The sequence below is a fragment of the uncultured Anaerobiospirillum sp. genome (genome assembly GCF_902485895.1).
In the GTDB taxonomy this organism is placed as follows: Bacteria; Pseudomonadota; Gammaproteobacteria; order Enterobacterales; family Succinivibrionaceae; genus Anaerobiospirillum; species Anaerobiospirillum succiniciproducens.
Window position 1 is genome coordinate 12,682 of the sequence record NZ_CABTML010000042.1, and the last position, 22,165, is coordinate 34,846.

The following is a 22,165-nucleotide window of genomic DNA, read 5'->3' on the forward strand; positions in this document are numbered from 1 at the left end:
TGGTCTTATAACAATGCAAAACGGTCTGAGCTGAGGTACCAGGATTATCCTGAACCAAGGCGTCAGACCGCATTTATGGAGCAATCTCGGCAAGGTGGTTTGGATTGCTTTTTTTTTTCAAATACTTAAAGTGCTTGTTGGCTACTTAGCTTCGTTTGTCTGTGCTACCTGCTCTACTTCATTGCTATTTTGTTGTTCTGACCAGAGTTTTTCGAGGGCCTCTTGGTCATGGAAGATTGGAGCAATAGTGCTGAACTTATGGTCGTAGTTATCAATAGGACTCAGTCCTTGACGCTCACGCTGATAGCTTTCAATTACTGCAGGTAAATAGGCTTCCCATAATGGAGGCTCAATAGCAAAGACCTCTTTAATCTTTTCACAGCTAAGGCGGCTATCAAATGGACGCTTGGCTTTGGACTTAAACTCTTGACTACTGATTGGCACAACCGAGACTTCATGAGGGATAGCATTCATCTTGATTGCATGATCGAAGATAACTCTAGCAAACTGATCCCAGGTAACTGCGTCAAAGCCACAGTAGTGGTAAATGCCCCACTCATTAAAGTCTTTGTCATCAAGAAGTCTATCTGCAATCTTGGCAATACAGTCTGCTAAAGATTGGGCTGGAGTTGGATTACCTAATTGATCGCACACTACAGCAATCTCAGTTTGCTCTTGTGCCATGGTCAGCATGGCCTTTACAAAGTTGCTGCCAAACCTACCGAATATCCATGAGCTTCTTAAAATGATGTACTTGCACAAAGAGTTTTGTACATAGGTCTCACCCTCAATCTTGCTCTTGCCGTAAATGCACTCAGAGTTTACTGCGTCATCTTCATTATGAGGGTAGTTCTTATCATCATCAAAGACGTAGTCAGTTGAAATATGGATAAGCGGGATGTCATTGGCGTGAGCTGCAATAGAGAGATTTCTTGCACCAATGGCATTAACGTTATAAGCCTGAGCAATTTCTTCTTCAGACTTCTCTACGTTAGTAAAGGATGCTGCATTGATAATCAGATCAGCTTGGCTCTCTTCAATAGCACTGAGCACAAAATCTTTATTGGTTATATCTAAAGTACTGTGATTAGCTGAGACAACCTTATGTCCTTTCTTGAGTAGCTCAAACTCAATCTCAGTTCCAACTTGTCCTTGAGAACCGGTTAAAAAGATTGTTGCCATGCTTATATATCCGTGAACAGCTACTACTTATGATCCCTCAAGCGCATGCATGAGGTTCCCACCTTTGCTTATGGGTATGGCATCAGGCGCTGCCTACTAACTTATTACAAGCTAGTCTAATTAATAGCTTGTGCCTGATTACATCACAAGAAAAGAAAGTGTTTTTAACCTAGCCCAGCTTCGTACGCTTTTGCATGGTAGTGGGCTAGTCTGTACTAAAAGTTTAGGTTTACCTTACCTTTAGTATTAATTACTCAGCCTTTTGAGATTTGCCGTCTTGGCCTAAAGCCACTAACTCAACTAAAGCCTTGGTTACCTCAAAGCTTGCATGCAGTGAAGGCACAGGCAGGCACTCGTAAATACCGTGGCAGTTAAGAGGGCCAGCGAAGATATTTGGACATGGCAGACCACGGCAGCTTAAGTTAGCACCATCGGTACCGCCACGCACCTTCATCTCAGTAAGCTTGATATTGGCACGGTCAAATGCAGCACGGCAGTAGTTTACGATGGCAGGTGACTCTTTAAGTACAGTCTCCATGTTCTCGTACTGCTTAACAAAGATTGCCTCACATGAACCTTGGCCATACTTCTCGTTAATCTTATCTACAGCCTGCTCAACAAAGGCATGACGACGCTCTAAGCCTTCCTTTTCAAAGTCTCTTAAAATCATCATGAGTTCAGCTTGTTCTACATTACCCATGGCATCATGCACGTGGTAGAAGCCTTGCTCATCTTTAGTAGTCTCAGGAGACTCCTCGTGAGGCATAAGGTCGATAAAGTCAGTCATCATTTTGATGGCGTTCTTCATCTTGCCGTAAGCAACTGCAGTATGTACTACCTTGCCATGGAAAATGATCTTGGCACCTTCAGCATTGAAAGTAGCAATGTCTAACTCGCCACGCTCGCAACCGTCGATGGTTACAGCAAAGTCACAGTCAATAGTCTCAATATCCAGGTACTTAGTAGATCTGCCAATCTCCTCATCAACTGAGAAGATAATGGTGATTGGGCCGTGAACAATACGATCATCGGCAAGACGCTCAGCTAAGTGCATGAGCACAGCAATACCTGCCTTATCGTCACCGCCTAATAAAGTAGTGCCATCGGTTACAACAATGTCTTCGCCTAAGTGGTTAGCAAGCTCTGGTGAAATGTTGTGATCGATAATAGCACCGCTATCAAGCTCAATACCCTCGCCTTTATAAGCAGTAACTAAAGAAGGCTTTACACCATCTGATGAAGCATCAGGAGCGGTATCTAAGTGAGCAAGTAAACAGAGCTTCTCTTTATTCTCGTAGCCATTGGTAGCTGGAATACGGGTGATGATCACACCCTCTTTAGTCTGAATAGGCTTTAACTTTAGCTTAGAAAGACGGCTTAATAAGTGAGCGCCTAAACGCAGCTGACCAGCACTTGATGGCTTGTCTTGGCTAGTAAAGTCAGCACGGGTGTCGTAGTCTAACAGTCCTACAAACTGCTTGAGTAAATCATCTTCCTGAACCTTCAACTCCAGAGCTTTAACATCACCCTTTTGCATTTGCTTCCTTCCTGTTAGCCAAAATTAATGATAAACACCTAAGCGTATCAGCATCTTATTGCATCAAAGTTTACTTAATGTAAGCCTTCTAGCTTGCCCAAGCCTAGTTAACCTTTGAAAATATTCATCTGCCAAGACTGCAACACGTCAGTCAGAGCATGTGCAAGATTGAGAGCATCCTATTATTCTAATCGATTGAGCCCAAAAGATCTTTGTTGTGATTTTTTATAGCCATTACAGACACGAAAAAGCCACACTCAATGAGAAACTGTAGCTTTTAGCAGTGACACTTTCTGTTACAGAGGGTACCTCAAAGTCTTAACTTAACCTCTTAAGCCCCGAGGCCCCAGCTTGGCCGAAATCAGACCTAGCTCAGACCAAACTCAAAACAAAATCATACCAAGCTCATAGCAAGGTCATATCAATCTCAGGTCTAGAGCATACTCAGTGCATACTACGCTCATTGAGATCCTTCTTTATGAGCGGAGTAGCTAGTCAGAATGCAGAGCCGTCTCTATAGGCATATTAGTAGTCTGATTAGATCATTCTTGCTTGATCTTGAGTTAGTGTTACTCGCGGGCTAAGGCATCAATTGGATTGAGTCTTGATGCAGAGCGTGCTGGCATAAAGCCAAAGACAATACCAATTACTGATGAAGTCATTACTGCAGCTATAACTGAGGTTAGTGAGTATGACAATACTATGTTTGGCGCAAAGTGCATGATGAGGTGACCTGCAATATATGACAGGACTACGCCTAAGAGGCCACCAATGAGACATACCATCACCGCCTCAATTAAAAATTGCGAGAGGATGTCTCCACGTCCTGCACCCACAGCCATACGAATACCAATTTCTTTAGTACGCTCAGTTACTGATACGAGCATGATGTTCATAACACCAATGCCGCCCACCACTAAAGAAATAACAGCAATAGCCGAGATCATTAAGGTGAAGGTACGGGTAGCATTTTCAATTGACTTCATAATGGTATCTGATGATTGCATAAAGAAGTCTTCTCTACCATGACGTGTCACCAAGATAGACTTGATGGCATTCTCTGCCACTGGTGCTGCAAAGCCATCGTTAATTCTAAGCACGATAGACGACAAATAGTTTTGGTTTACTAAGCGCGTCATTACCGATGTATATGGTATGAACACTGTTGGATTAGTGCCACGAATTACCCAAGAGTCACTCTTTGCTAGCACTCCAATAACTCTAATTACCACCTTGCCAATAATGATGGTCTTCCCAAGTGGGTCTTCAGTAGCAAAGAAGAGCTTGGCAGTGTTATCGTCAATCACACCAACTTGAGCGTTACTCTTAAGCTCTATCTCGTTAAACAAGCGTCCTTTTTTGAGCTCTAAACCATAGACCCTAAACATCTCACTTGAGACACCTTGAATCGTGGCATTGGCCTCTTTTTGTCCACGTCTAAGCAAGGCATTGGTTTGCACTGTAGCCGATACTGAATCGACAAATGGCTGCCCTTGCAGTGCATTTAAGTCACGCGGCGTCAGCGTCTGTATGCGTCCCCTTCTAACATCACCCATTCCTTGTCCAGGATAGACAGTAATGGTGTTAGTGCCCATAGCTGCAATGTTGGAAATAATCTGCTCTGATGCACCACGTGCTAGCGCCACCACAGTCACCACAGCCATAATGCCAATGATAATACCAAGCATGGTCAGCAAGGTACGCATACGATTAGATAGCATGGCTCTATAGGCCATCACAAAGGCTTCTTTGAATCTGTCTGTATAGGCATGCAACTTAAAGAGCCATGGATTACCTTTAGATCCATAAGCAAATAGAGTATCTGCAGTCTCTTGAGTACTCGTGCTTGTTGTGGCTGCAGCGGTGTTGGTTGCTACCCTGGTGTATTGCTCATCGTGCTCGTCATGACTTGACGCATGCATGCTACGATCATGACTGGACGCATGCTTGCTAGGATCATGACTTGACGCATGCATGCTAGGAGCAATACTTGCCTCATGCATGACAGGAGCATGGGTTTGCGGTTCATGGGTGCTTGTTACTTTGCCGCCTTGTGCATTGGCGCTTGACTCGTCATGACTTGAGACTTGCTCGCTTGCTTGTGTGTCTTCATTGGAGCCATCCATATGCAGCTCAAACTTGGCAGGATGTTCATTGATGACATCGGATGTGATATTGCCATCTTCAATGGAGATTACTCGCTTGGCACAAGCGGCGATGCGTGGATCGTGAGTAACTATGATGACGGTATGGCCTTGTGAGTTGAGCTCTTGCAAGGTGTTCATCACATCACGGCCTGACTTTGAATCAAGCGCACCTGTAGGCTCATCGGCCAAAATAATACGGCCACCATTCATCAGTGCTCTTGCAATCGAGACACGCTGTTGCTGACCGCCTGAGAGCTGCGCTGGACGATACTCAGAGCGATGTGAAAGACCTAAATCCTCAAGGAGCTTAAGCGCCCGCTCATCACGCTTTTTCTTAGGAACACCTGCATAAACCGATGGAACTTGTACATTCTCTCGTGCACATAAATGACCAAGTAAGTGGTAGCGCTGGAAGATAAAGCCAAAGAAGTCACGGCGTAAGGAAGTGAGCTCATCATGCAACATATTGTGGGTATCTTTACCCATAACAAAGTAATTGCCTGAGCTTGGTGTATCCAAACAGCCAATGATATTCATGAGGGTAGATTTGCCTGAGCCTGATGGGCCAATAATGGCCAGCATTTCCCCCTTACGTACACTAAGATTAATGCCGTGCAGTACCTCTACCTCGGCATCTCCTGACATATATGCACGGCGTACATTTTTAAGCTCAAGCAGCACTTCAGAGCATGCTAAGCGCTGATCTAATGACTCCGCGCTTTTATCAGATGAAGCTATCTTAGTTGAGAAGCCCATGCTCTATCTCCATGCTCTAAAGATTGTTTAGTTTGCAAAAACACTACACTGCTTAACCAAAGCATAAAACTTGATTTTGCTTATATATCCAAAACTCATTTAGCTGAGTTTGCCTTAGTACATGCGTGGGCCACGTGTACGTGCCTTACTTGCCTTGCCGGCTGCAGAGGCCACATCCTCGCCAATAATGATAGGAGTGGAGGTATCAAAATCTTTAGATAAAATCTGCACGTACTGATCGTCACGTATGCCTAATTTGACGCTTTGGGCTACTACCTCAGCGCCATCTTTGAGCTGATAAATGGTTGCACTTCCATCAGACCCTTCATTTTGCACGGCTGCAAGCGGTACCACTACTGCTTGCTTGGCTTCAGCTACCGTAATCTCCACCTCAGCTGTCATATCAATACGCAATAAGCCCTCTTTGTTATCAACATCAAGCTGAGCGTTGTAGTAAACGGCGGTATCTGTTGAAGTTGCAACATTATTGTTGGTAGTTGCAGCAGATGCAGGTGCTGGATCTACAGATAAAAGCTGGGCATCAAAGTAACGACCTGGCAAACCTAGAATGGTAAAGCGGGCCTGCATTGGAGGCTTTACCTTAACCACATCAGCCTCAGAGAGCTCAGCCTCTACCGTCATGGTCTCAAGATCGGCCATCTTTAAAATTGTTGGGGTCGACTGATTGGCATTAACGGTTTGGCCCTCTTCTACAGGAATGGCATAGACGGTTCCATCCATTGGAGCCACGATCTTGGTATAACCAAGATTAGTAGTAGCATCAGCAACAGATACTACAGCTTGCTCATACTGAGCATTGAGCGAGTCGAGATCAGCAAGCGCCATTTCATAATCGGCTGCTGCCTTTTGTGCAGATTGCTTGGAAGTAGCCTCAGTCTTTAACAGATTCTGTTGGCGAGTGTTTTCGGCCTTGTAGAGGGTAATTTGTGCTTTCTTAGAACGAATCTGAGCCTTAATCTGCATTTCTTGGGCTTGAGCACGGCGCAGATCGTTTTGCTGAATCTCAGGATCAATTTCCGCAAGTAAGTCACCTGCTTTGACCTTATCACCAGTGGCTACATAGATTTTCTTAATCTGACCTGAGACCTGGGCACCCACTTCAACTTGAGTCTTGCCACTAATCTTGCCGCTAGCAAATACCTGCTGACGAATATCTCTGACCTGAGCTGACGAGGTCATGTAGTTTAGCGGTTCTGTGCGCATGAAACGATACAGTGCATAAGCACTAAGCGCAAGGGCTACCGTACCAATGATGGCATACTTAATTGCCTTATCTCGTCTCATGTTTGTTTTCCTAATAATAAGCACGTATCACCAAAAGCACTGCTAAAACAAATAATACTTTAACCATCATCAAAAGCATGGTGCCCACATCATTCAAAATATGGTGAGCACATAAAAATGCCTCTTAAGCCAAAGAGTGCTCCTGAAAATGCCGCATGAGTACAAGCCATGTCGTGCACACGCAAGCATAAGCTAAATACTCTGCTCATGCCTAAGCATACGTTAAAGACTCTGTTCATGCCTAAACACAAAGCAAGCAAATGTCCATGCTTGCACTCAAATATGTGTTTAGCCGATGGTGAACGCTAGTGTACAACTATTAAGATAGGCGAAAATGAGGATGCTTAGATTTGTACAGCTCCATGCCTAATCCGCTATAAGAGGAAGCTTAGATTTGTACAGCTCCATGCCTAATCCGCTATAATTAGCCGTTGGTTTTTAGTGCTGAGGAGAAGGCAATGATCTCTTTTGTTTTACATGCTGGACGTGAAAAGTCACTCTTGCGTCATCATCCATGGATCTTTTCAAAGGCAGTGGATAAGGTTTTAACTGACGCCAGGGCTGATGCTCCTGTCATAGACAAAAAAGAGATTAAGTCAGGCACTCTCTGTCAGGTGCTCTCAAGTGAGCTTAAGTTCCTTTGCTATGCCCACTTCTCTCCATACTCACAAATCATGCTGCGTGCTATCTCCTTTAGACAAGAAGATCGCATTGATTACGACTTTATTAAAGGTCGTATTGCCAGCGCTATGGCACGTCGCGGTGCCTTAAAGATCCGTGGCGATCATGGCATTCGTCTTGTGTCAGCTGAAGGCGATTACATGCCAGGTTTGATTGTTGATCGCTTCAACAATGTCATCAGCGTTGCCATTTCTTCATCAGGCATGGAATCTTGCTATAACCACATCTTCCGTGCACTCCATGAGCTAAACCCTGATTGCTATCTTTATGAGCGCTCTGATGCCAAGTCTCGCAGCAAAGAAAACCTCCCACTTAGAGCTGGCCTTGTCGACCCTGAGGATTTAAGCCCAGCTTATAACCTCAAAGACAAAGCGGGCAATGGCCTTAAAGACTCTAAGCAAATTACCTCAGTTAAGCGTATCGTCACTGATGCAGATAGCGCATCACAAAGCGCAGCTGATGGCGCTGCTATGACCTCAGAAAACCTTAGCGAACGCATTTCCTTAGATGAGGCTATTCCAGATACTCTCTTTGTGCTTGAGCGTGGCTTAGTTGAGATCCCAATTGACGTTAAGCATGGCCATAAGACTGGCGGTTATCTAGACCAAAGACAATCACGCTACCATACTTACGAGCTATGCAAGACCTTTAAGGCTCTCTCAGAAGATGGCAAAACCGGTCCTACCGTGCTCAATTGCTTCTCCTACACAGGTGGCTTTAGTCTACATGCGCTTAAAGGCGGTGCTAAGGCTGTATTTAATGTGGATGTATCAGACAATGCCCTCAATGCAGCTCGTCAAGGCGTAGTGCACAACCACCTTGATCCAGGCCGCTGCAAATTTATCAACAAGGATGTCTTTGAATACTTACGCCAAGAGGTTAAGAAAGGCACCAAGTTTGATATCGTGATTCTTGACCCACCAAAGTTTGCTGAGAACAAATCAAACTTAGTCTCAGCCTGCCGTGGCTATCAGGACATTAACCGTCTGGGTATGCAATTAGTCAGAAGTGGTGGTCGACTCTTAACCTTCTCTTGCTCAGGCCTCATGACCGAAGATCTCTTCCAAAAGATCATCGCTGATGCCGCTTTAGAAGCAAATGTTGAGGCACAGTTAGTCACCACATTACGCCAAGACATTGACCACGTTGTCTCTTTACCATGCCCAGAGACTTTCTACCTCAAGGGCTTTGAGATCCTGATTAACTAGCCTCCACCAGGTACCATCCAATGCACCAAAGCCTAACGAATGGCGTTAGGCTTTGGCTGCATACCAAGCCACACCAACTAGCTAAATCAATTGCAATAGCCACACGCACATCATAAGACGAAGCTATATAGGCATAGCTTATCAGCCGCCCCCAAAGCTTGCTGCCATTATGTGCCCCGATAAGCTACCTTGCCGCAAGTGTGCGCCATCGTAAGCTACCTTGCTGCAAGCATCTACCCTCCAAGCTGCCTTGCAACTATTAGCCTTGGGCTTAGTCTTGGTCGCTCGCTTGCCTTTAGTTATTGATACTCTGATGGCGATGCATATGATAATGTCCTTGGGAAGCGCTTATTAAGATAGCTATCTTGGTCGGAAAAGGCGTATGCAATAATCGCGGTGTAACGCGGTTTTTGGCACATCGATATTTTTGACAGTGAATCACAGCATGGGACTAATACCTTTTAGCATCAAATTGCTGAGCAAAGGCAACAAATCAAAGCTCGACTTTTATAGCGAGTCTTTGAGCCATGCGCTAAAAGTAAGTCCCCTTGCTACTCTAGTTGATGCTAATGCGAGCAATGTACTAGAGAGGCATAGTAGTTGTGATGACGCTGCCTGCAGCGAATGTAATGATCATAATGGTCGTTATATGATGAGCCAATATAGACCAGACTTTGCTGAGCAATTGGCCATCATCACTCATTATTTGCATCATGAGGGCACTACCTTTGTAAAGCCGTATGAGGCTGCAGCATTAGCCTTAATTGAAGGCTGTAAAGACTATGTTGAAGCGCATCGCGATAAGCGCTTTAAAAAGTCTTCCTTTAACAAGGCCGCTCTTGATGTGCACGAGATGTTTAAAGACATCTATGCGGTACCTTTTGCCCCGACTACAAATCCCACCTTTACCTTTGTTGACCTGTTTGCAGGCATTGGCGGATTTAGACTAGCCTTGCAAAATCTTGGTGGTAGATGTGTCTTTTCCTCTGAGTGGGACTATCATGCACGAGCAACCTATTTGATGAACTATGGCGAAATGCCTTTTGGGGATATCACTCAAGATACGGTTAAAGCTTTCATTCCTGACAACTTTGATATCCTCTGTGCTGGCTTTCCTTGCCAAGCGTTTTCGCTTGCCGGTAAAAGACGTGGCTTTGAGGAGACTCGTGGCACGCTCTTTTTTGATGTTGCAAAGATCATCAAACTAAAACAGCCTAAAGCTTTTTTCCTTGAGAATGTAAAAGGCCTTACTAATCATGATAAAGGCAAGACGCTTAAGACAATCTTAAAAATGCTAAGAGAAGATCTTGGCTACTATGTACCTGATGTGCAGCTAGTCAATGCCCGTGACTTTGGTCTTGCTCAGCACCGTGAGCGTATTTACATCGTAGGCTTTAGATCTGATATAGGCATTTCGTCTTTTGATTATCCAAGCCCAACTGACTGTAGCAAGACAATTGCGGATATCAAAGAACAAGAAGCGGTTGATAGTAAGTACTACCTTTCTCAAAAGTACCTCAATACCTTAATTGCACATAAAGAACGACACTCAACTAAAGGCAATGGCTTTGGTTATGAGGTCTTAGATGATGATGCTGTAGCTAATGCTATTGTGGTGGGAGGTATGGGACGCGAGCGTAATCTGCTTGTTGATAAGCGCCTTGTTTCTATGAATAAGCTCAGCCGCTACAAGTACGAAATCAATAGCGAGTATATTCGCAGCATGACCCCACGTGAATGGGCTCGACTGCAAGGCTATCCAGAGAACTTCATTATTGGCGTATGCAACCATGCGGCCTATCGCCTCTTTGGCAATAGCGTTGCGGTGCCCGCCATCGAAGCCACAGCCAAGCAAATACTCACTAAACTCAACTTATAAACAAACATAGCTGCTTGATATACACCTTGCTTAGCTGCAGCTATAAATAACTTAAAGATACTGTGCATAACAATTTGCAAAGATAAGATGCATTCCCACTAAGACATGCATCTTAGAAGGAATGATATGCACTATGTGCATAGCAAGATTGTTTAACCTTTAGACAGCAACAACATGCAGTGAAACTAAAAAAGCACGCATGTGAGTGTGAACTCACATACATGCTTTGGGTTTACATACATTTTGAACGCGTGGTTTGTTTGAAATGAAAGTCTCAAGGCCTCATAGCCTGAAACGAGAAATCTCTATTCAAAATGCTCAAGGACGTCACGGCCTTGAGCCTTGGGGTTGCAGCCAATGTTGGTGGGCAATTGTTAATTAAGAACATGCATGTGACAGATGTGGCTCACATGCATGCGACGTGGATTAGAAACCCTGGCTGAAGTTGCTAGCGCTTGGGACAATTCTTTTCTTGAAGATATAGAGAAGACGCATACAGAGCATAATGGCAGCGGCAGATAAGGAGATAATAAAGCCAAGCCAGAAGCCCTCAGCACCATCTAAACCAATATCAACGTGACCATAGCCTAAGGCATAGCCAATTGGCATGCCGATTAACCAATAAGCAACGATGGTTACGATGAAGATAGAACGTGAGTCCTTAAAGCCTCTTAAAACACCAGTTGCCATAACCTGCAGCGTCTCTGGGAAGAAGAATACGCAGCAGTAAAGCATTAAAATTGGAGCTAAGAGTAAAACTTCTGAGTCATCTGAGTACCATGAAGCTACTAAGTCACCTGATGTAAACAGAAAAGTAGCGCCAACACAGTAGAAGGTTAGGGCAATTAACACTGAACTTAAAGCACGTCTTCTAGCCTGCTTCCAGCTGCTTGCACCCATTGCCTCACCAACTTCAATTGAAGCAGTAGAGCTAAGAGCAATTGGAACAATTGCGAGCATACCCGAGACGTTCATAGCAATGGTATGAGAAGCAACAATCACCGGACCGAATGGGGAGAGTAAGATTGCTACTAAGGAGAAGCATAAAGTTTCAATCATACCTGCCACGCCTAAAGGTAAGGAGAGCTTTAAGAAAGCTTTGTACATACCCTTTTCAACTTTGAGCCACTTCTTAAAGATACGTACATGAGCAAAATGCTTAGACTTACGTACATAGATCAGCATGCAAAATGAAGTGATGTAAATGGTAAGAGCAGTAGCTACACCACAACCAACACCACCAAGCTGAGGCATGCCTAAGTGACCAAAGATGAAGATATAGTTAAGCGGTACATTTAAAGTAAGCGCCATACAACCAAAGAAGAGAGTTGGCAGAGTCTTACCAAGACCTTCCCAGTAGGCACGTAACACGTTAAACAGAGCAAAGCCAGGCATAGCAAGACCAGTTGCAATTAAGTAGCCTTGACCAATAGCCACCATGCGCTGATCAGTTTCAGGGAACATCAGATATACCTGAGGTACTAACATGATGATGAAACCAACAATTACTGCACAGCATAAGGTACAAACTGCAGCTACCTGCATACGCAAGGCAACTTTATCAAGCTCACCAGAGCCGACTAAGTTTGAAATTAAAGGGTGAATCGCTAGCGCCATACCCACTACAAACAGTTCAGAAGGCCAGAATACCGAGCTACCAATAGCCACGCCAGATAGCTCTAAGGTACCTGCAGCACCTGCCATCAAGGTATCGGCTACACCCATGGAAGTAGCAGCAAGCTGACCCATGAACAGTGGTAAAAATAAGGATAAGGTGTGAGCGATTTGCTGCAAGAATGTACGCTGCGGCAAAGTATTAGCCACAAACTGTACATCGCCCTTTTCTTTTCCTTTAATGCCGATAGCTTTAGCTGCTCTTTGAGCCACCGCCTCAATCTTCTTTGGCTTATCTGTAGCTTTTATACCCTCAGTACTTGCCTCAAGAATATTGCTATTAGACAGCGCGTCTGCAGTGACAGCATTAACGCATGCAACAGCCTCAGCAGTAATGGCTATGTCACTCTTAGTCTTTACCATGTGTGAGTGCATGCTCTTAGCATCATTACTCTTGAGGATATTGCTAGCTAAGTTAGTCTTTGCTGCAACAACAACTGCCTCATGATCAATCGCACCATCAGCTAATGCAGCCATGCATGGATCGCCATTGAGCTCTACTAAATCTGCAAAGGTTCCTTCATTGCTCTTAGCTAAAGATGCCTTAACTGCCTCACGTGTCCGATCTTGAGCCTTGTTAGAGGCACTAGTGGCCTTAACAGAGTTAGCTGCAATTAAACCGCCCGCACCCGGCGAGTTATGCACAGGTGAGATAGTGCGCATTGCACGAGTAGCATCGTCATAGCTAAAGATGCGGCAGGATGCGCCCTCTTCTTTGGAAACACTAATAGTTGCGTCTGCTGAACAAGAAAAATCTTTGTCAGCCTTACTTAATACAATCTTGCTCATACTTAACCTCCTTGTTTGATGCAAGTTGGTTAGCAAGCAAGCCTCTTTAGAATCAACAGTGTTACTGATGCTCTTTGAGCATGAACAGTCATTAACTGTTGCTCTACGCTAGATCTCAAGTCATCGCAATCGCCCCCACTAATGTGAGGCATTCTTTATTCAATCTCATGACAGACACAAAAGGATGTAATCCTTGAGTGTTATACCTGTTTAAGTAAACAGTTGTTCAACAGCAACAGTTCAACAACCAACCATATTTACCTATCCCATCAAAACCAAGCCATTAGGCAAAATGCTAAGACCAATAACAAATGCTTAAGCCAAATCCCAAAGCACAAGCTGTGTGCATGCGGCTACACATACTCAGGGAAATAAATACCTAGATCAGCCGTAGTCGCAAGAAAACAGCAAGACATGAACAGCATGATGAGTTTCATCACTGGATACTAAAGTCATCGCCTACACAAACTTAGAGCTCAATTGTGCTTACTGTTAAGCCTCAACGAATGCTATGCGCCATCAGTACCCAAACTCACTTGCACGCATAGCACATCTACGCACAGTGGCATAAATGTAGGGAAAATAATCACGACCAACGTTTCTCTAGACAGCTACTGTAACAATGCCTTGCGCTCTGCTTTGCCTGCGCACATCTTTCTATAGGCGCACGAGTAGCCTCGTGAGTACGTAAGATAGCTCATCGCTTGTTAATGCTTGATTTTTATGAGGTAGGAGCGCTTTGCTCGTACTTAAACAGGCATAGCCGTGTACGAGATCGTGGGATCTAGTAGTTGAGCTTGCCAGCTAAGGTTGAGTTCAGACTTTTTTCAAAAGCTGTACAAAGTGCCTTTTATACGGGTGCGGCATGAAGCCTAAGCCGACCTGACAATCACTATGATTGTCTGACACAGTGCACAGAGGCGCAGACACGGCCCGCAGCGGCGTAAGAAAGTATCGGTGAAGATCATTGTGCCGATATGCCGCTATGACATATGTCTATAGATACCGGATTTTCAAAAGAAAGTGAGTGTCAGGAAAGAGGACACTGAGAAATCCGGGGAGCTGCGTTGACAAAGTTTTGCTTAAAGACGCGGAACTTCTTACACGTCCTAAAAGTAAAACTAACACCATTTACTGAAAGCACAGCTTAAATAAGCAGTTTTTCAGCCTTGTTAATTATCATATCAGAACTATATAATGATCACAATACAACTATATTAGTCTGTTTTAATACTATTACCTAGATCACACTCTTATATAAGCCATTTATCTACACAAACTATTCTTAAAAAATCCGCAAGCTTTTGAGGGCTCATAACACGCACTGTAAAGAGCTAATAACAAAGACCGCCAACACCGACCACTCATTTGCTCATCTTACTCATTAAAATTTGATAAACATTATCATGAACATGCATGACAAAAGAAATGGCTAAGTACTGCATACAAAGAAATGCGCAGCATCCTGTCTATTGCTGATACATACTTTAAGCAACACTCCAATCCATGCTCCGTAAGGAGACAATTTTGCGCATTGCTTAGTGCATATTGGTATGAAAGCTAGTCAATCTGTACAATAGCGAAAGTTGATATAGCTTTAGTTGCGCTTGCGCCTAATCAGCCCATGCTTAAGTATGTAATTAGCACAGCGGTTACTATGTGACCGTCCTACAATTGAGTATGTACTCAATGCTAATACTTACGTACTTGAGGCTAATACAGACGTGCACAGGGATAATGCTTACGTGCTTGAGACTATGATTAGCGCCGTGATTAGCTTAGGCAGCTATGCTGCTAGGTGAACTTTAGACTTTAAGGATAGGCAAATGCTAGATTTCTATACTATTCCAGTTACACCTTTTAGACAGGACTGCCGTTTGCTCGTGCATCAAGAGACTAGAGATGCCATCGTGGTAGATCCAGGTGGTGATGTGCCTTATATCGTCGGTGCTATTGAAAGCGCTGGTGCCAAGCTTATTGGTATCTTACTTACCCACGGACATATTGATCACGTTGGTGGCGTAGCGGCTCTGCTGCAAGAATTTCCTGGCGTTAAGGTCTATGGCCCACATCGCAATGAGCAAGAGTTAATTGCAAACCTTAAGCATCAGTCAGGTTACTTTGGTGTTCACTATTCAGGTGAGTTTACCCCTGATGAGTATCTTGAGGATGGCCAGGTCTTAAACCTCTTCCCTGATGCCTCATTTAAAGTACTGCATACCCCTGGTCACACCCCTGGTGGCGTATGCTTCTACTGCCAAGAAGAGTGCTTTGTTATCGTAGGCGATACCCTCTTCCCAGGCTCCATCGGCAGAACCGACTTTGAAGGAGGTAACTACGCTGATCTGATCGAGTCCATTAAGACCAAGCTCTACACTCTGCCTGACAATACCGAAGTTTGCTGCGGTCACATGGGCGAGACCACCATTGGTGAAGAAAAGGCAAACAACCCTTACACTCACTAAGCCATCTAAAGTGCCATCCCGCCGATCTGGCAATTTCAAAAGCGCCCGATCACCAAGCAGGCACCTTCAAAATACGTCATACCCGACGCCTCTTCAAGGCGCATCAAAGGATAACCCAAAGCCTTTTAGTGCGCCTCTATCGCTGCAGCGCCAAGCTGCGTCACTCTCACTTCAACATTTATGGTGTAGCACCATACTGCATTCCCACTGCAGTTCCGATGTGCAGTGCCAAGCTGCGTAACCCTAGCTGCAGCATCCATTGCGTAGTGCATTGCTGCCCCCTCGCCGCAGCGCCAAGCTGCACTTTAGCTGCAGCTTTGATCCCGTCGCTTAACCTATCTACGCTCTAAGTCTTAGCTATTCATCACTTGATAGGATATGCTTAATAACTATATGGAGTGAGTCTATGAACTCAAGCAAAGACTTTGAGATCACCGCCGACGGTGAACTGATTGCCTATCATGGCCAGGGCGGATGTGTTGCTATACCTGAGGGCGTGATTTTTGTAGCACGAGATGGCGTTTTTGATCCTAAGCTAAAGATCACTAAGCTTAAACTGCCTAGCACCTTGCTTGGTCATAAGTACGTAGATGGTTGTGAAGATGCATATGTAGCTCATCAACCTAAAGATGCCGATGATCTCTATATAGAAAAGTACGATAGCGATGTATATGTCACTGTACCAGATTGGCAAATACTGTTTACGCCTCTATGTCTTGAGCTTCCATATCTTGAAAGCTATGAGGTTGCTGATGCCAATGTGATCTATCATAGTGTAGATGGGCTTTTGTACTTTTCATGTACATGGCTCTTTGACAAAAGCAAAGTACCGAACTTTATTCTTGACATACCTAAAGCCAAAGAGCTCCCTGCTCGTTTGGATTGTTCATATAAGGAGTACTTACAGCGCGATCGAGAACTAAGAGATTTGCCTGGACCGCCTATTGTAGTTGAGCTTGATGAAGAGTTTTTAACTCGAGAGCTTATATCTAAAGCACATAATCTCGGCGCAAATCACTCTGACTATAAAAATCTTCTCATTATTCACGCGCCACATGCCAAGAGTTGCGATGTAGAGCGTGCATACGCCTATCGCATGCGCTTTATCACATTTGTGATTGTCGCTCCCGATATGGAGTTAGTTTCGCGTGATAGCCTAATCCAATGTCAAGCAGCGCTTGGCTATATATACAAGCCTGAATGGTATAACCATGACCAAGCAGAACGAGCCAAGATACTATTGAAAGTTGTTGAGTCTCAAGCTTACATAAATTCAGAGTACTCGGGTTTATCTCGTGCCATAAGCTACTACCATAAGCTTTGGAATGACAAAACTGTCTTAATAGATGAACCAAAGAGCGATACTCATGCCTGCATACAGCTTATAGATGCTGTTTTGTATGGCACCTTAGATGATGTCAAAAGAGCACTGTCCTTTGATTTTGACCTCTATGGCCATTACTTTGATGAAAATGACGATAAGTTTTGGTTGCGGTGTAATGGTGGCGTTGATGCGATATGCGTTGCCTGTCGCTATGGTGGAGTAGAAAAGCTCACATATCTTTTAGAACATGAGAAGTTCACAACTACAAGTCATGGCCATGATGAGTGTATCGCTAAGAGGTTCTACAGATGTAGATCATACTGGCCTATTTTTCATAACTGCTTCCAGACTCTCTCGAACTATTACTACGTTGTTGAAAATGGTGAACTACGTAACCTACAGCCTTTGCCTAAAAGAGAGTTATTCAAATGCCTTGAGGCATTGGTAAACCATAATACGTTTTACAAAGAAACATCTGGCAGACTTTGGTTCTATGCTTTTATGTTTGAGCTAGATGATCTTGCAGACAGACTCTTTGATGCTGTGGACTTGGATTATTTCTTCTATCGGGCTAAGGATATAGGCTTAAGATATGATATTGGCTCGATGTTTAAGTCCGACATATGTAAAGGCGCTGAGCGCACTATTAAGTTAAGCAAACTTATGCAGTCTCGAGGTCATGAGCTAACTCTAAATAAGTATGTTGGCTTTAGCGATGTATATGGCAAACCAGATCTTGCCAAAAAGATCTTTGATAATGTCACCGTTGCTCACTGGGTAAAACATGATTTTGTTGAATATCATATTAATTGTCTTTGCCGAAAGGAAATGAGCCTTAATCTCGAAATTGAAGACTTAACTAAGTTTGAAGAGGCCTTGCTTGCGCTCCTTAAGTCAAAACGCAATGGCACTGCTCAGATGGTGAAATGGTGTATTGAATACGCTCAGGAACATGGAAAAACTGAGCTAGTTGCTAACTTGCTTAACATTCTTAACCACAAGCTAGGCAACAACAGTCTCAACTTTAAATCTCAAGATCCTTTGGAACTTTGATGCCATAGTGCAGCTTCAAAGAAAGAATCTATGGCATGGCAACATTGTATGTGCCATGCTTCTAGGCATAATTAGCATGGATGCTATATGTAAGCTTGTTGCTCACATCTATGCGCAAATGAAGGCATACATTCGCGTGTATAGAGTCGTGCTCAGCGGTTATGAGCTTTAATTAGAGTAGTACTTAGCGCTTATGAGCTGTAATGGGCACAGTGGCGCTGCAGCATTGTTTGAGGGGATTATGTGGTCTCTGGCCTTAATTAGGCTTTGACCATGCCGTTTTCGACTAAGGTATCGTAAAAGGCGCTTAAACCTTCCATGAGGTCATTGTATGTGGCCTCAAAGTCACCGGTGTACCAAGGATCTGCAATGTCGCAGCCCATGCGGCTAGAAAAGTCGAGGCACTTGTGGATCTTCTCTTCACCATAGCCTTGGAACATAAGATCCATATTACGCAGATTGTTATTGTCCATTACGATGACAAAATCATAGTAATCAAGATCTTTTTTGACCACCTGACGAGCAGTCTTGCCACTAGCATCAATACCTAACTTCTGTAAGAGCTTGAATGCAGGTGGATATACGCCATTGCCAATCTCCTCACGAGAGGTGGCAGCAGAGGCGATCTCAAAGTCCTTAGCGCGACCCTTGTCAGCAACCATCTTTTTAAATAAGAACTCTGCCATTGGTGAACGACAAATGTTTCCGTGACAAACAAACAGAACCTTAATCATGGTGCGCCCTTAACAAGAATCAGCATTGACGATAGAACAGCCTAAAAGATCAAATGACTTAGCATCATCTGCCGTCTTTTAGCCATTAAGTGGCCTATTGTAGCATGAGCCGCTCAAATTAGCCCTTAACTCATTATGTGTATCAGTAGCTACTTATTATAAAGTCCACTCAAAGCAATTATACTTATTATGTTTTATAAAACTGTCTAAAAAAGGTTACCAAGAAACGTAGTCTAATGAACTTACGATGTATGATAGTTCATGTACAATCAAAAAAAAGTGAGGCTAAAAAATGACCAGCTCGAGTGTTAATGTAACCTTTCGAATGGACCCTAAAGTTAAAGCGCAAGCTGATGAGCTATATGCATCTTTAGGTATGGATATGTCGACTGCAGTCAACATGTTTGTGCGCCAGTGCCTACGTGAACGTCAACTCCCTTTTCAACCTAGTTTAAACGTTCCTAATCAGGCAACTATTCAAGCAATTGAAGAGTCCGATGAGATGATTCGCACAGGAAATTTCAAAAGCTATTCTTTAGACGATGCTTTGTATGAGCTTGATAAATAAAGCTTCGTATTACAGGAACTTCTCAATGTAACAAATACAACAAAGCCCCAAACTGCTTGCAGTTTAGGGCCGTATGCTAAAAGACCTCACGGCTCTTAGCTGATTACATAGTCTTTATTTGCCATCAAGCAAAAGATCTGGTGGCTCTAGCTTCGGTTGTTTTAGTCACCAAGCTTTTTTGGGTATTAGTCACCAAGCTTGAGCTCATCGAGCATGTAAGACTTTAAGGTAGCAAAGTCAGCATCCATGAGCTTCTTTTGCTTCTCAAGGTTCATGCGATCAGCAAGTGGCTTAGGCAGTGGCAGATCGATACCTAAGGTAGCATCAACCTCTTCTTTGAACTTAGCTGGATGTGCAGTGCCTAAGAAGATGCCAATCTCACCATCCTTTAAGTTGTCAGATAAGACCTTGTGAGCTACAGATGCATGAGGCTCTAAGATGTAACCAGTCTTCTCGTAAAGAGCCTTCATATTTTGCTTAGTGGTCTCATCAGTTACAGAGCCAAAGTCAAAGTCAGATAATGACCAGCCCATAATCTTGCATAAGGCCTCAACACGTGGCCAATTGTTTGGACGGCTGATATCCATTGCATTAGAGATAGTAGCAATGGTCTTATGTGGTTCCCAATTACCAGTGCTTAAGTAGCGAGGTACGGTATCGTTAGCATTGCAAGCAATTACAAAGCGGCACTTGAGACCTAAAGCCTTAGCAATTAAACCAGCGGTGATGTTACCGAAGTTACCGCAAGGAACAGAGAATACAACCTTATCACGGTCGGCCTTGCTCAGCTGTGATACAGCCTCAAAGTAGTAGCAAACCTGGGCAAGCAGACGGCTTACATTAATTGAGTTGGCACTGTTAAGGCCTACAGACTGCTTAAACTGAAGATCATCAAAAGCAGTCTTAACCATGTCCTGGCAGTTATCAAAAGGAGCGTTTACCTCCACAGCCTTAATGTTATCGCCTAAAGTAGCAATGAGGCTTTCTTGCAGAGGAGAGACCATGCCCTTTGGATAGAGCACTACCACATTGATCTTATCTTGGTGATAGAAAGCATCAGCAACTGCAGCACCGGTATCGCCAGAGGTAGCAGTTAAGATGGTGCACTTATCTGAACCAATGATAGATGAGAGGACACGGGCCATAAAACGAGCACCAAAGTCCTTGAATGCTAAGGTTGGGCCGTGGAATAACTCTAAGCAGTAAGTGTTGTCATCAGCCTTAACTAATGGGGCCTTGAAATTAAAAGCATCCGCAATGATGTTCTCTAAAGTAGGAATCTCATCACTACCAATTAAGTGACGTAATACCTTTTGAGAACGGGTTACTAAATCTAAGGAAAGTAACTCATCAATCTCACTGTCAGAAAAAGACTCAATCTTCTCAACAAAGAATAAGCCTTGCTCTTTACCGATACCCTGCTTTACTGCCTGAGCAAATGAAACGCGCTCAGAGTTGTCTTTTAAATTAACTAGTTCCACGAATCTTTCCTTGCGCTCACGCGCTCATTAATAATCCTTGAGCTTCGGAGCTCATATTCTAATGACAATGACGATAAGGCACTTAGATTTTGACTCAACAATGCCGTAAAGTAGCAATGCTCTAGCTACTTTAGCACTAGTGGCACAGCGGCCATACATGATAGAGATATGTAGTTTTTTACTAAAGTTATCTTTGTTAGGCCCTTACTTTAGTCATTGTCGTGAAAAATTTGTTTGTGTTGCTTAACGCTCAATGGTCTCTACATAAGCACCCACAGGATCAACCTTGCAAATATGACAGAAGCCGTCTTCATTAGCGATGAATTGGCGCTGCAGATACTCTTGCATCTGTTTGGCCTTTTGTTCATCAGTAAATACTGAGAAGATGGTTGAGCCAGAGCCTGAGATACCAGTAGCTAATGAGCCTAATGCGCTACCAAAGACACGAGCCTCAGCAAAGCCTGGAATGAGAGAAGCACGATATGGCTCAGCAATAACGTCCTTGAGGCAGGCTACGGCTAAAGCCTCATTTCTCATGTGTGCTGCGTGCATGAAAGCACCGATGCGACGACCAAAGGTAATTACATCCTGACGCAGATATTGGGCAGGAAGGATGGAGCGAGCCTCAGCTGTTGAGACCTTAAGGCCTGGATAGCACAGTACCCAATACCAATTCTCGAAGTATGGAACGCTCTCAGAAACGTCGTCACCCTCGCCGGTAATAAACTGCATTCCACCACAATAGCATGGCGCTACATTGTCATAGTGAATAGAGCCTGAGATCTTACCCTCTAAGATACCCATGAGCTCTAAGCTGCCTCTGGTACCAAAGAAATTGTCATGTGCGGCGTCTAAGGCCATTACTGCAGCTACAACTGATGCAGCTGAGGAACCAAGACCTGAGCACACTGGTAAGTTCTTTTCTAAGGTTAACTCTAAACGCTTAATCTTCAGACCCTTTGCATTGAGGCGGTCAGTGTAGAGCTGATAAGCGTCATATACGATATTCTGTCTTGGATCTTCAGGTAGCTTGGATACAAAACGACCTTCGGTCTTGAGCAATAAGCCATCACCAGCATTGCCGCGCTCATTATCATCAAGCTCACGTGCGGTAACAAAGTCACCTAAACTCTCGCCTGAGATTGGGCGTACTGCAATACCTAGCAGATCAAAACCTACGGACAGATTTGCTGATGATGCTGGTGCATATGCACGATAAATCTTTGCCATGATGTATTCCTAAGCTTCAAGCCTCTCAAATGGAGTTTTAAGACGAGTTAACCTCGCCCTACCTGAGATCCTAAACCTACTCCTAGAGCTACTTACAAGCACTGCTAGATAAAGATAGCAGCGCTTTAGCATTTGTAATCTCAGTAGCCGTA

General features: G+C 43.9%; 13 protein-coding genes. 5 read left to right on the forward strand and 8 right to left on the reverse strand.

Annotated elements, in window-relative coordinates:
- Positions 1 to 141: 141 nt before the first annotated feature.
- From rfbD to RDO37_RS03500, 4 genes are all read right to left on the reverse strand, one after another.
- Positions 142 to 1,182, reverse strand: coding sequence for a dTDP-4-dehydrorhamnose reductase (gene rfbD / locus RDO37_RS03485; RefSeq protein WP_281710381.1), 1,041 nt, complete (start codon positions 1,180 to 1,182; stop codon positions 142 to 144).
- Between the two features lie 250 nt (positions 1,183 to 1,432).
- Positions 1,433 to 2,719: a peptidase T gene (gene pepT, locus RDO37_RS03490; protein WP_308498126.1), complete on the reverse strand. Its 1,287-nt coding sequence runs from the start codon at positions 2,717 to 2,719 to the stop codon at positions 1,433 to 1,435.
- Between the two features lie 569 nt (positions 2,720 to 3,288).
- A complete protein-coding gene (locus RDO37_RS03495; protein WP_374045300.1) occupies positions 3,289 to 5,622 on the reverse strand; it encodes a MacB family efflux pump subunit in 2,334 nt (777 codons plus the stop codon).
- 114 nt (positions 5,623 to 5,736) lie between these two features.
- On the reverse strand, positions 5,737 to 6,927 hold the full coding sequence (locus tag RDO37_RS03500; protein WP_308498127.1) for an efflux RND transporter periplasmic adaptor subunit: 1,191 nt from the start codon (positions 6,925 to 6,927) through the stop codon (positions 5,737 to 5,739).
- 458 nt (positions 6,928 to 7,385) lie between these two features.
- Between RDO37_RS03500 and RDO37_RS03505 the strand changes: the two genes are divergently transcribed.
- On the forward strand, positions 7,386 to 8,816 hold the full coding sequence (locus RDO37_RS03505; protein ID WP_308498128.1) for a class I SAM-dependent methyltransferase: 1,431 nt from the start codon (positions 7,386 to 7,388) through the stop codon (positions 8,814 to 8,816).
- Positions 8,817 to 9,468: 652 nt separating this feature from the next.
- Positions 9,469 to 10,695 carry a DNA cytosine methyltransferase gene (locus RDO37_RS03510; protein WP_308498129.1) on the forward strand — a complete coding sequence of 409 codons (1,227 nt, stop codon included), beginning with the start codon at positions 9,469 to 9,471 and terminating at the stop codon, positions 10,693 to 10,695.
- A 426-nt stretch (positions 10,696 to 11,121) separates the two neighbouring features.
- On the opposite strand, the gene RDO37_RS03515 is transcribed toward RDO37_RS03510, so the two are convergent.
- Positions 11,122 to 13,158 carry an MATE family efflux transporter gene (locus RDO37_RS03515; RefSeq protein WP_308498130.1) on the reverse strand — a complete coding sequence of 679 codons (2,037 nt, stop codon included), beginning with the start codon at positions 13,156 to 13,158 and terminating at the stop codon, positions 11,122 to 11,124.
- Between the two features lie 1,826 nt (positions 13,159 to 14,984).
- Here RDO37_RS03515 and RDO37_RS03520 point away from each other — a divergent pair.
- Both RDO37_RS03520 and RDO37_RS03525 read left to right on the forward strand, forming a co-directional pair.
- Positions 14,985 to 15,623 carry an MBL fold metallo-hydrolase gene (locus tag RDO37_RS03520; RefSeq protein ID WP_281709643.1) on the forward strand — a complete coding sequence of 213 codons (639 nt, stop codon included), beginning with the start codon at positions 14,985 to 14,987 and terminating at the stop codon, positions 15,621 to 15,623.
- A 406-nt stretch (positions 15,624 to 16,029) separates the two neighbouring features.
- Positions 16,030 to 18,000, forward strand: coding sequence for a hypothetical protein (locus RDO37_RS03525; protein ID WP_308498131.1), 1,971 nt, complete (start codon positions 16,030 to 16,032; stop codon positions 17,998 to 18,000).
- Between the two features lie 260 nt (positions 18,001 to 18,260).
- Here the strand turns inward: RDO37_RS03525 and RDO37_RS03530 are convergent, their stop codons facing one another.
- Positions 18,261 to 18,734, reverse strand: a complete 474-nt coding sequence (locus tag RDO37_RS03530; protein ID WP_027939255.1) for a low molecular weight protein-tyrosine-phosphatase — start codon at positions 18,732 to 18,734, stop codon at positions 18,261 to 18,263.
- A 292-nt stretch (positions 18,735 to 19,026) separates the two neighbouring features.
- Between RDO37_RS03530 and RDO37_RS03535 the strand changes: the two genes are divergently transcribed.
- Positions 19,027 to 19,302: a type II toxin-antitoxin system RelB/DinJ family antitoxin gene (locus RDO37_RS03535; RefSeq protein WP_308498132.1), complete on the forward strand. Its 276-nt coding sequence runs from the start codon at positions 19,027 to 19,029 to the stop codon at positions 19,300 to 19,302.
- Positions 19,303 to 19,487: 185 nt separating this feature from the next.
- On the opposite strand, the gene thrC is transcribed toward RDO37_RS03535, so the two are convergent.
- Together thrC and thrB are read right to left on the reverse strand one after the other, a co-directional pair.
- Entirely contained in the window at positions 19,488 to 20,783 is a 1,296-nt protein-coding gene (gene thrC / locus RDO37_RS03540) for a threonine synthase (RefSeq protein ID WP_308498133.1), read from the reverse strand.
- Between the two features lie 243 nt (positions 20,784 to 21,026).
- A complete protein-coding gene (gene thrB / locus RDO37_RS03545; protein ID WP_273320160.1) occupies positions 21,027 to 22,013 on the reverse strand; it encodes a homoserine kinase in 987 nt (328 codons plus the stop codon).
- Between the last annotated feature and the right edge of the window lie 152 nt (positions 22,014 to 22,165).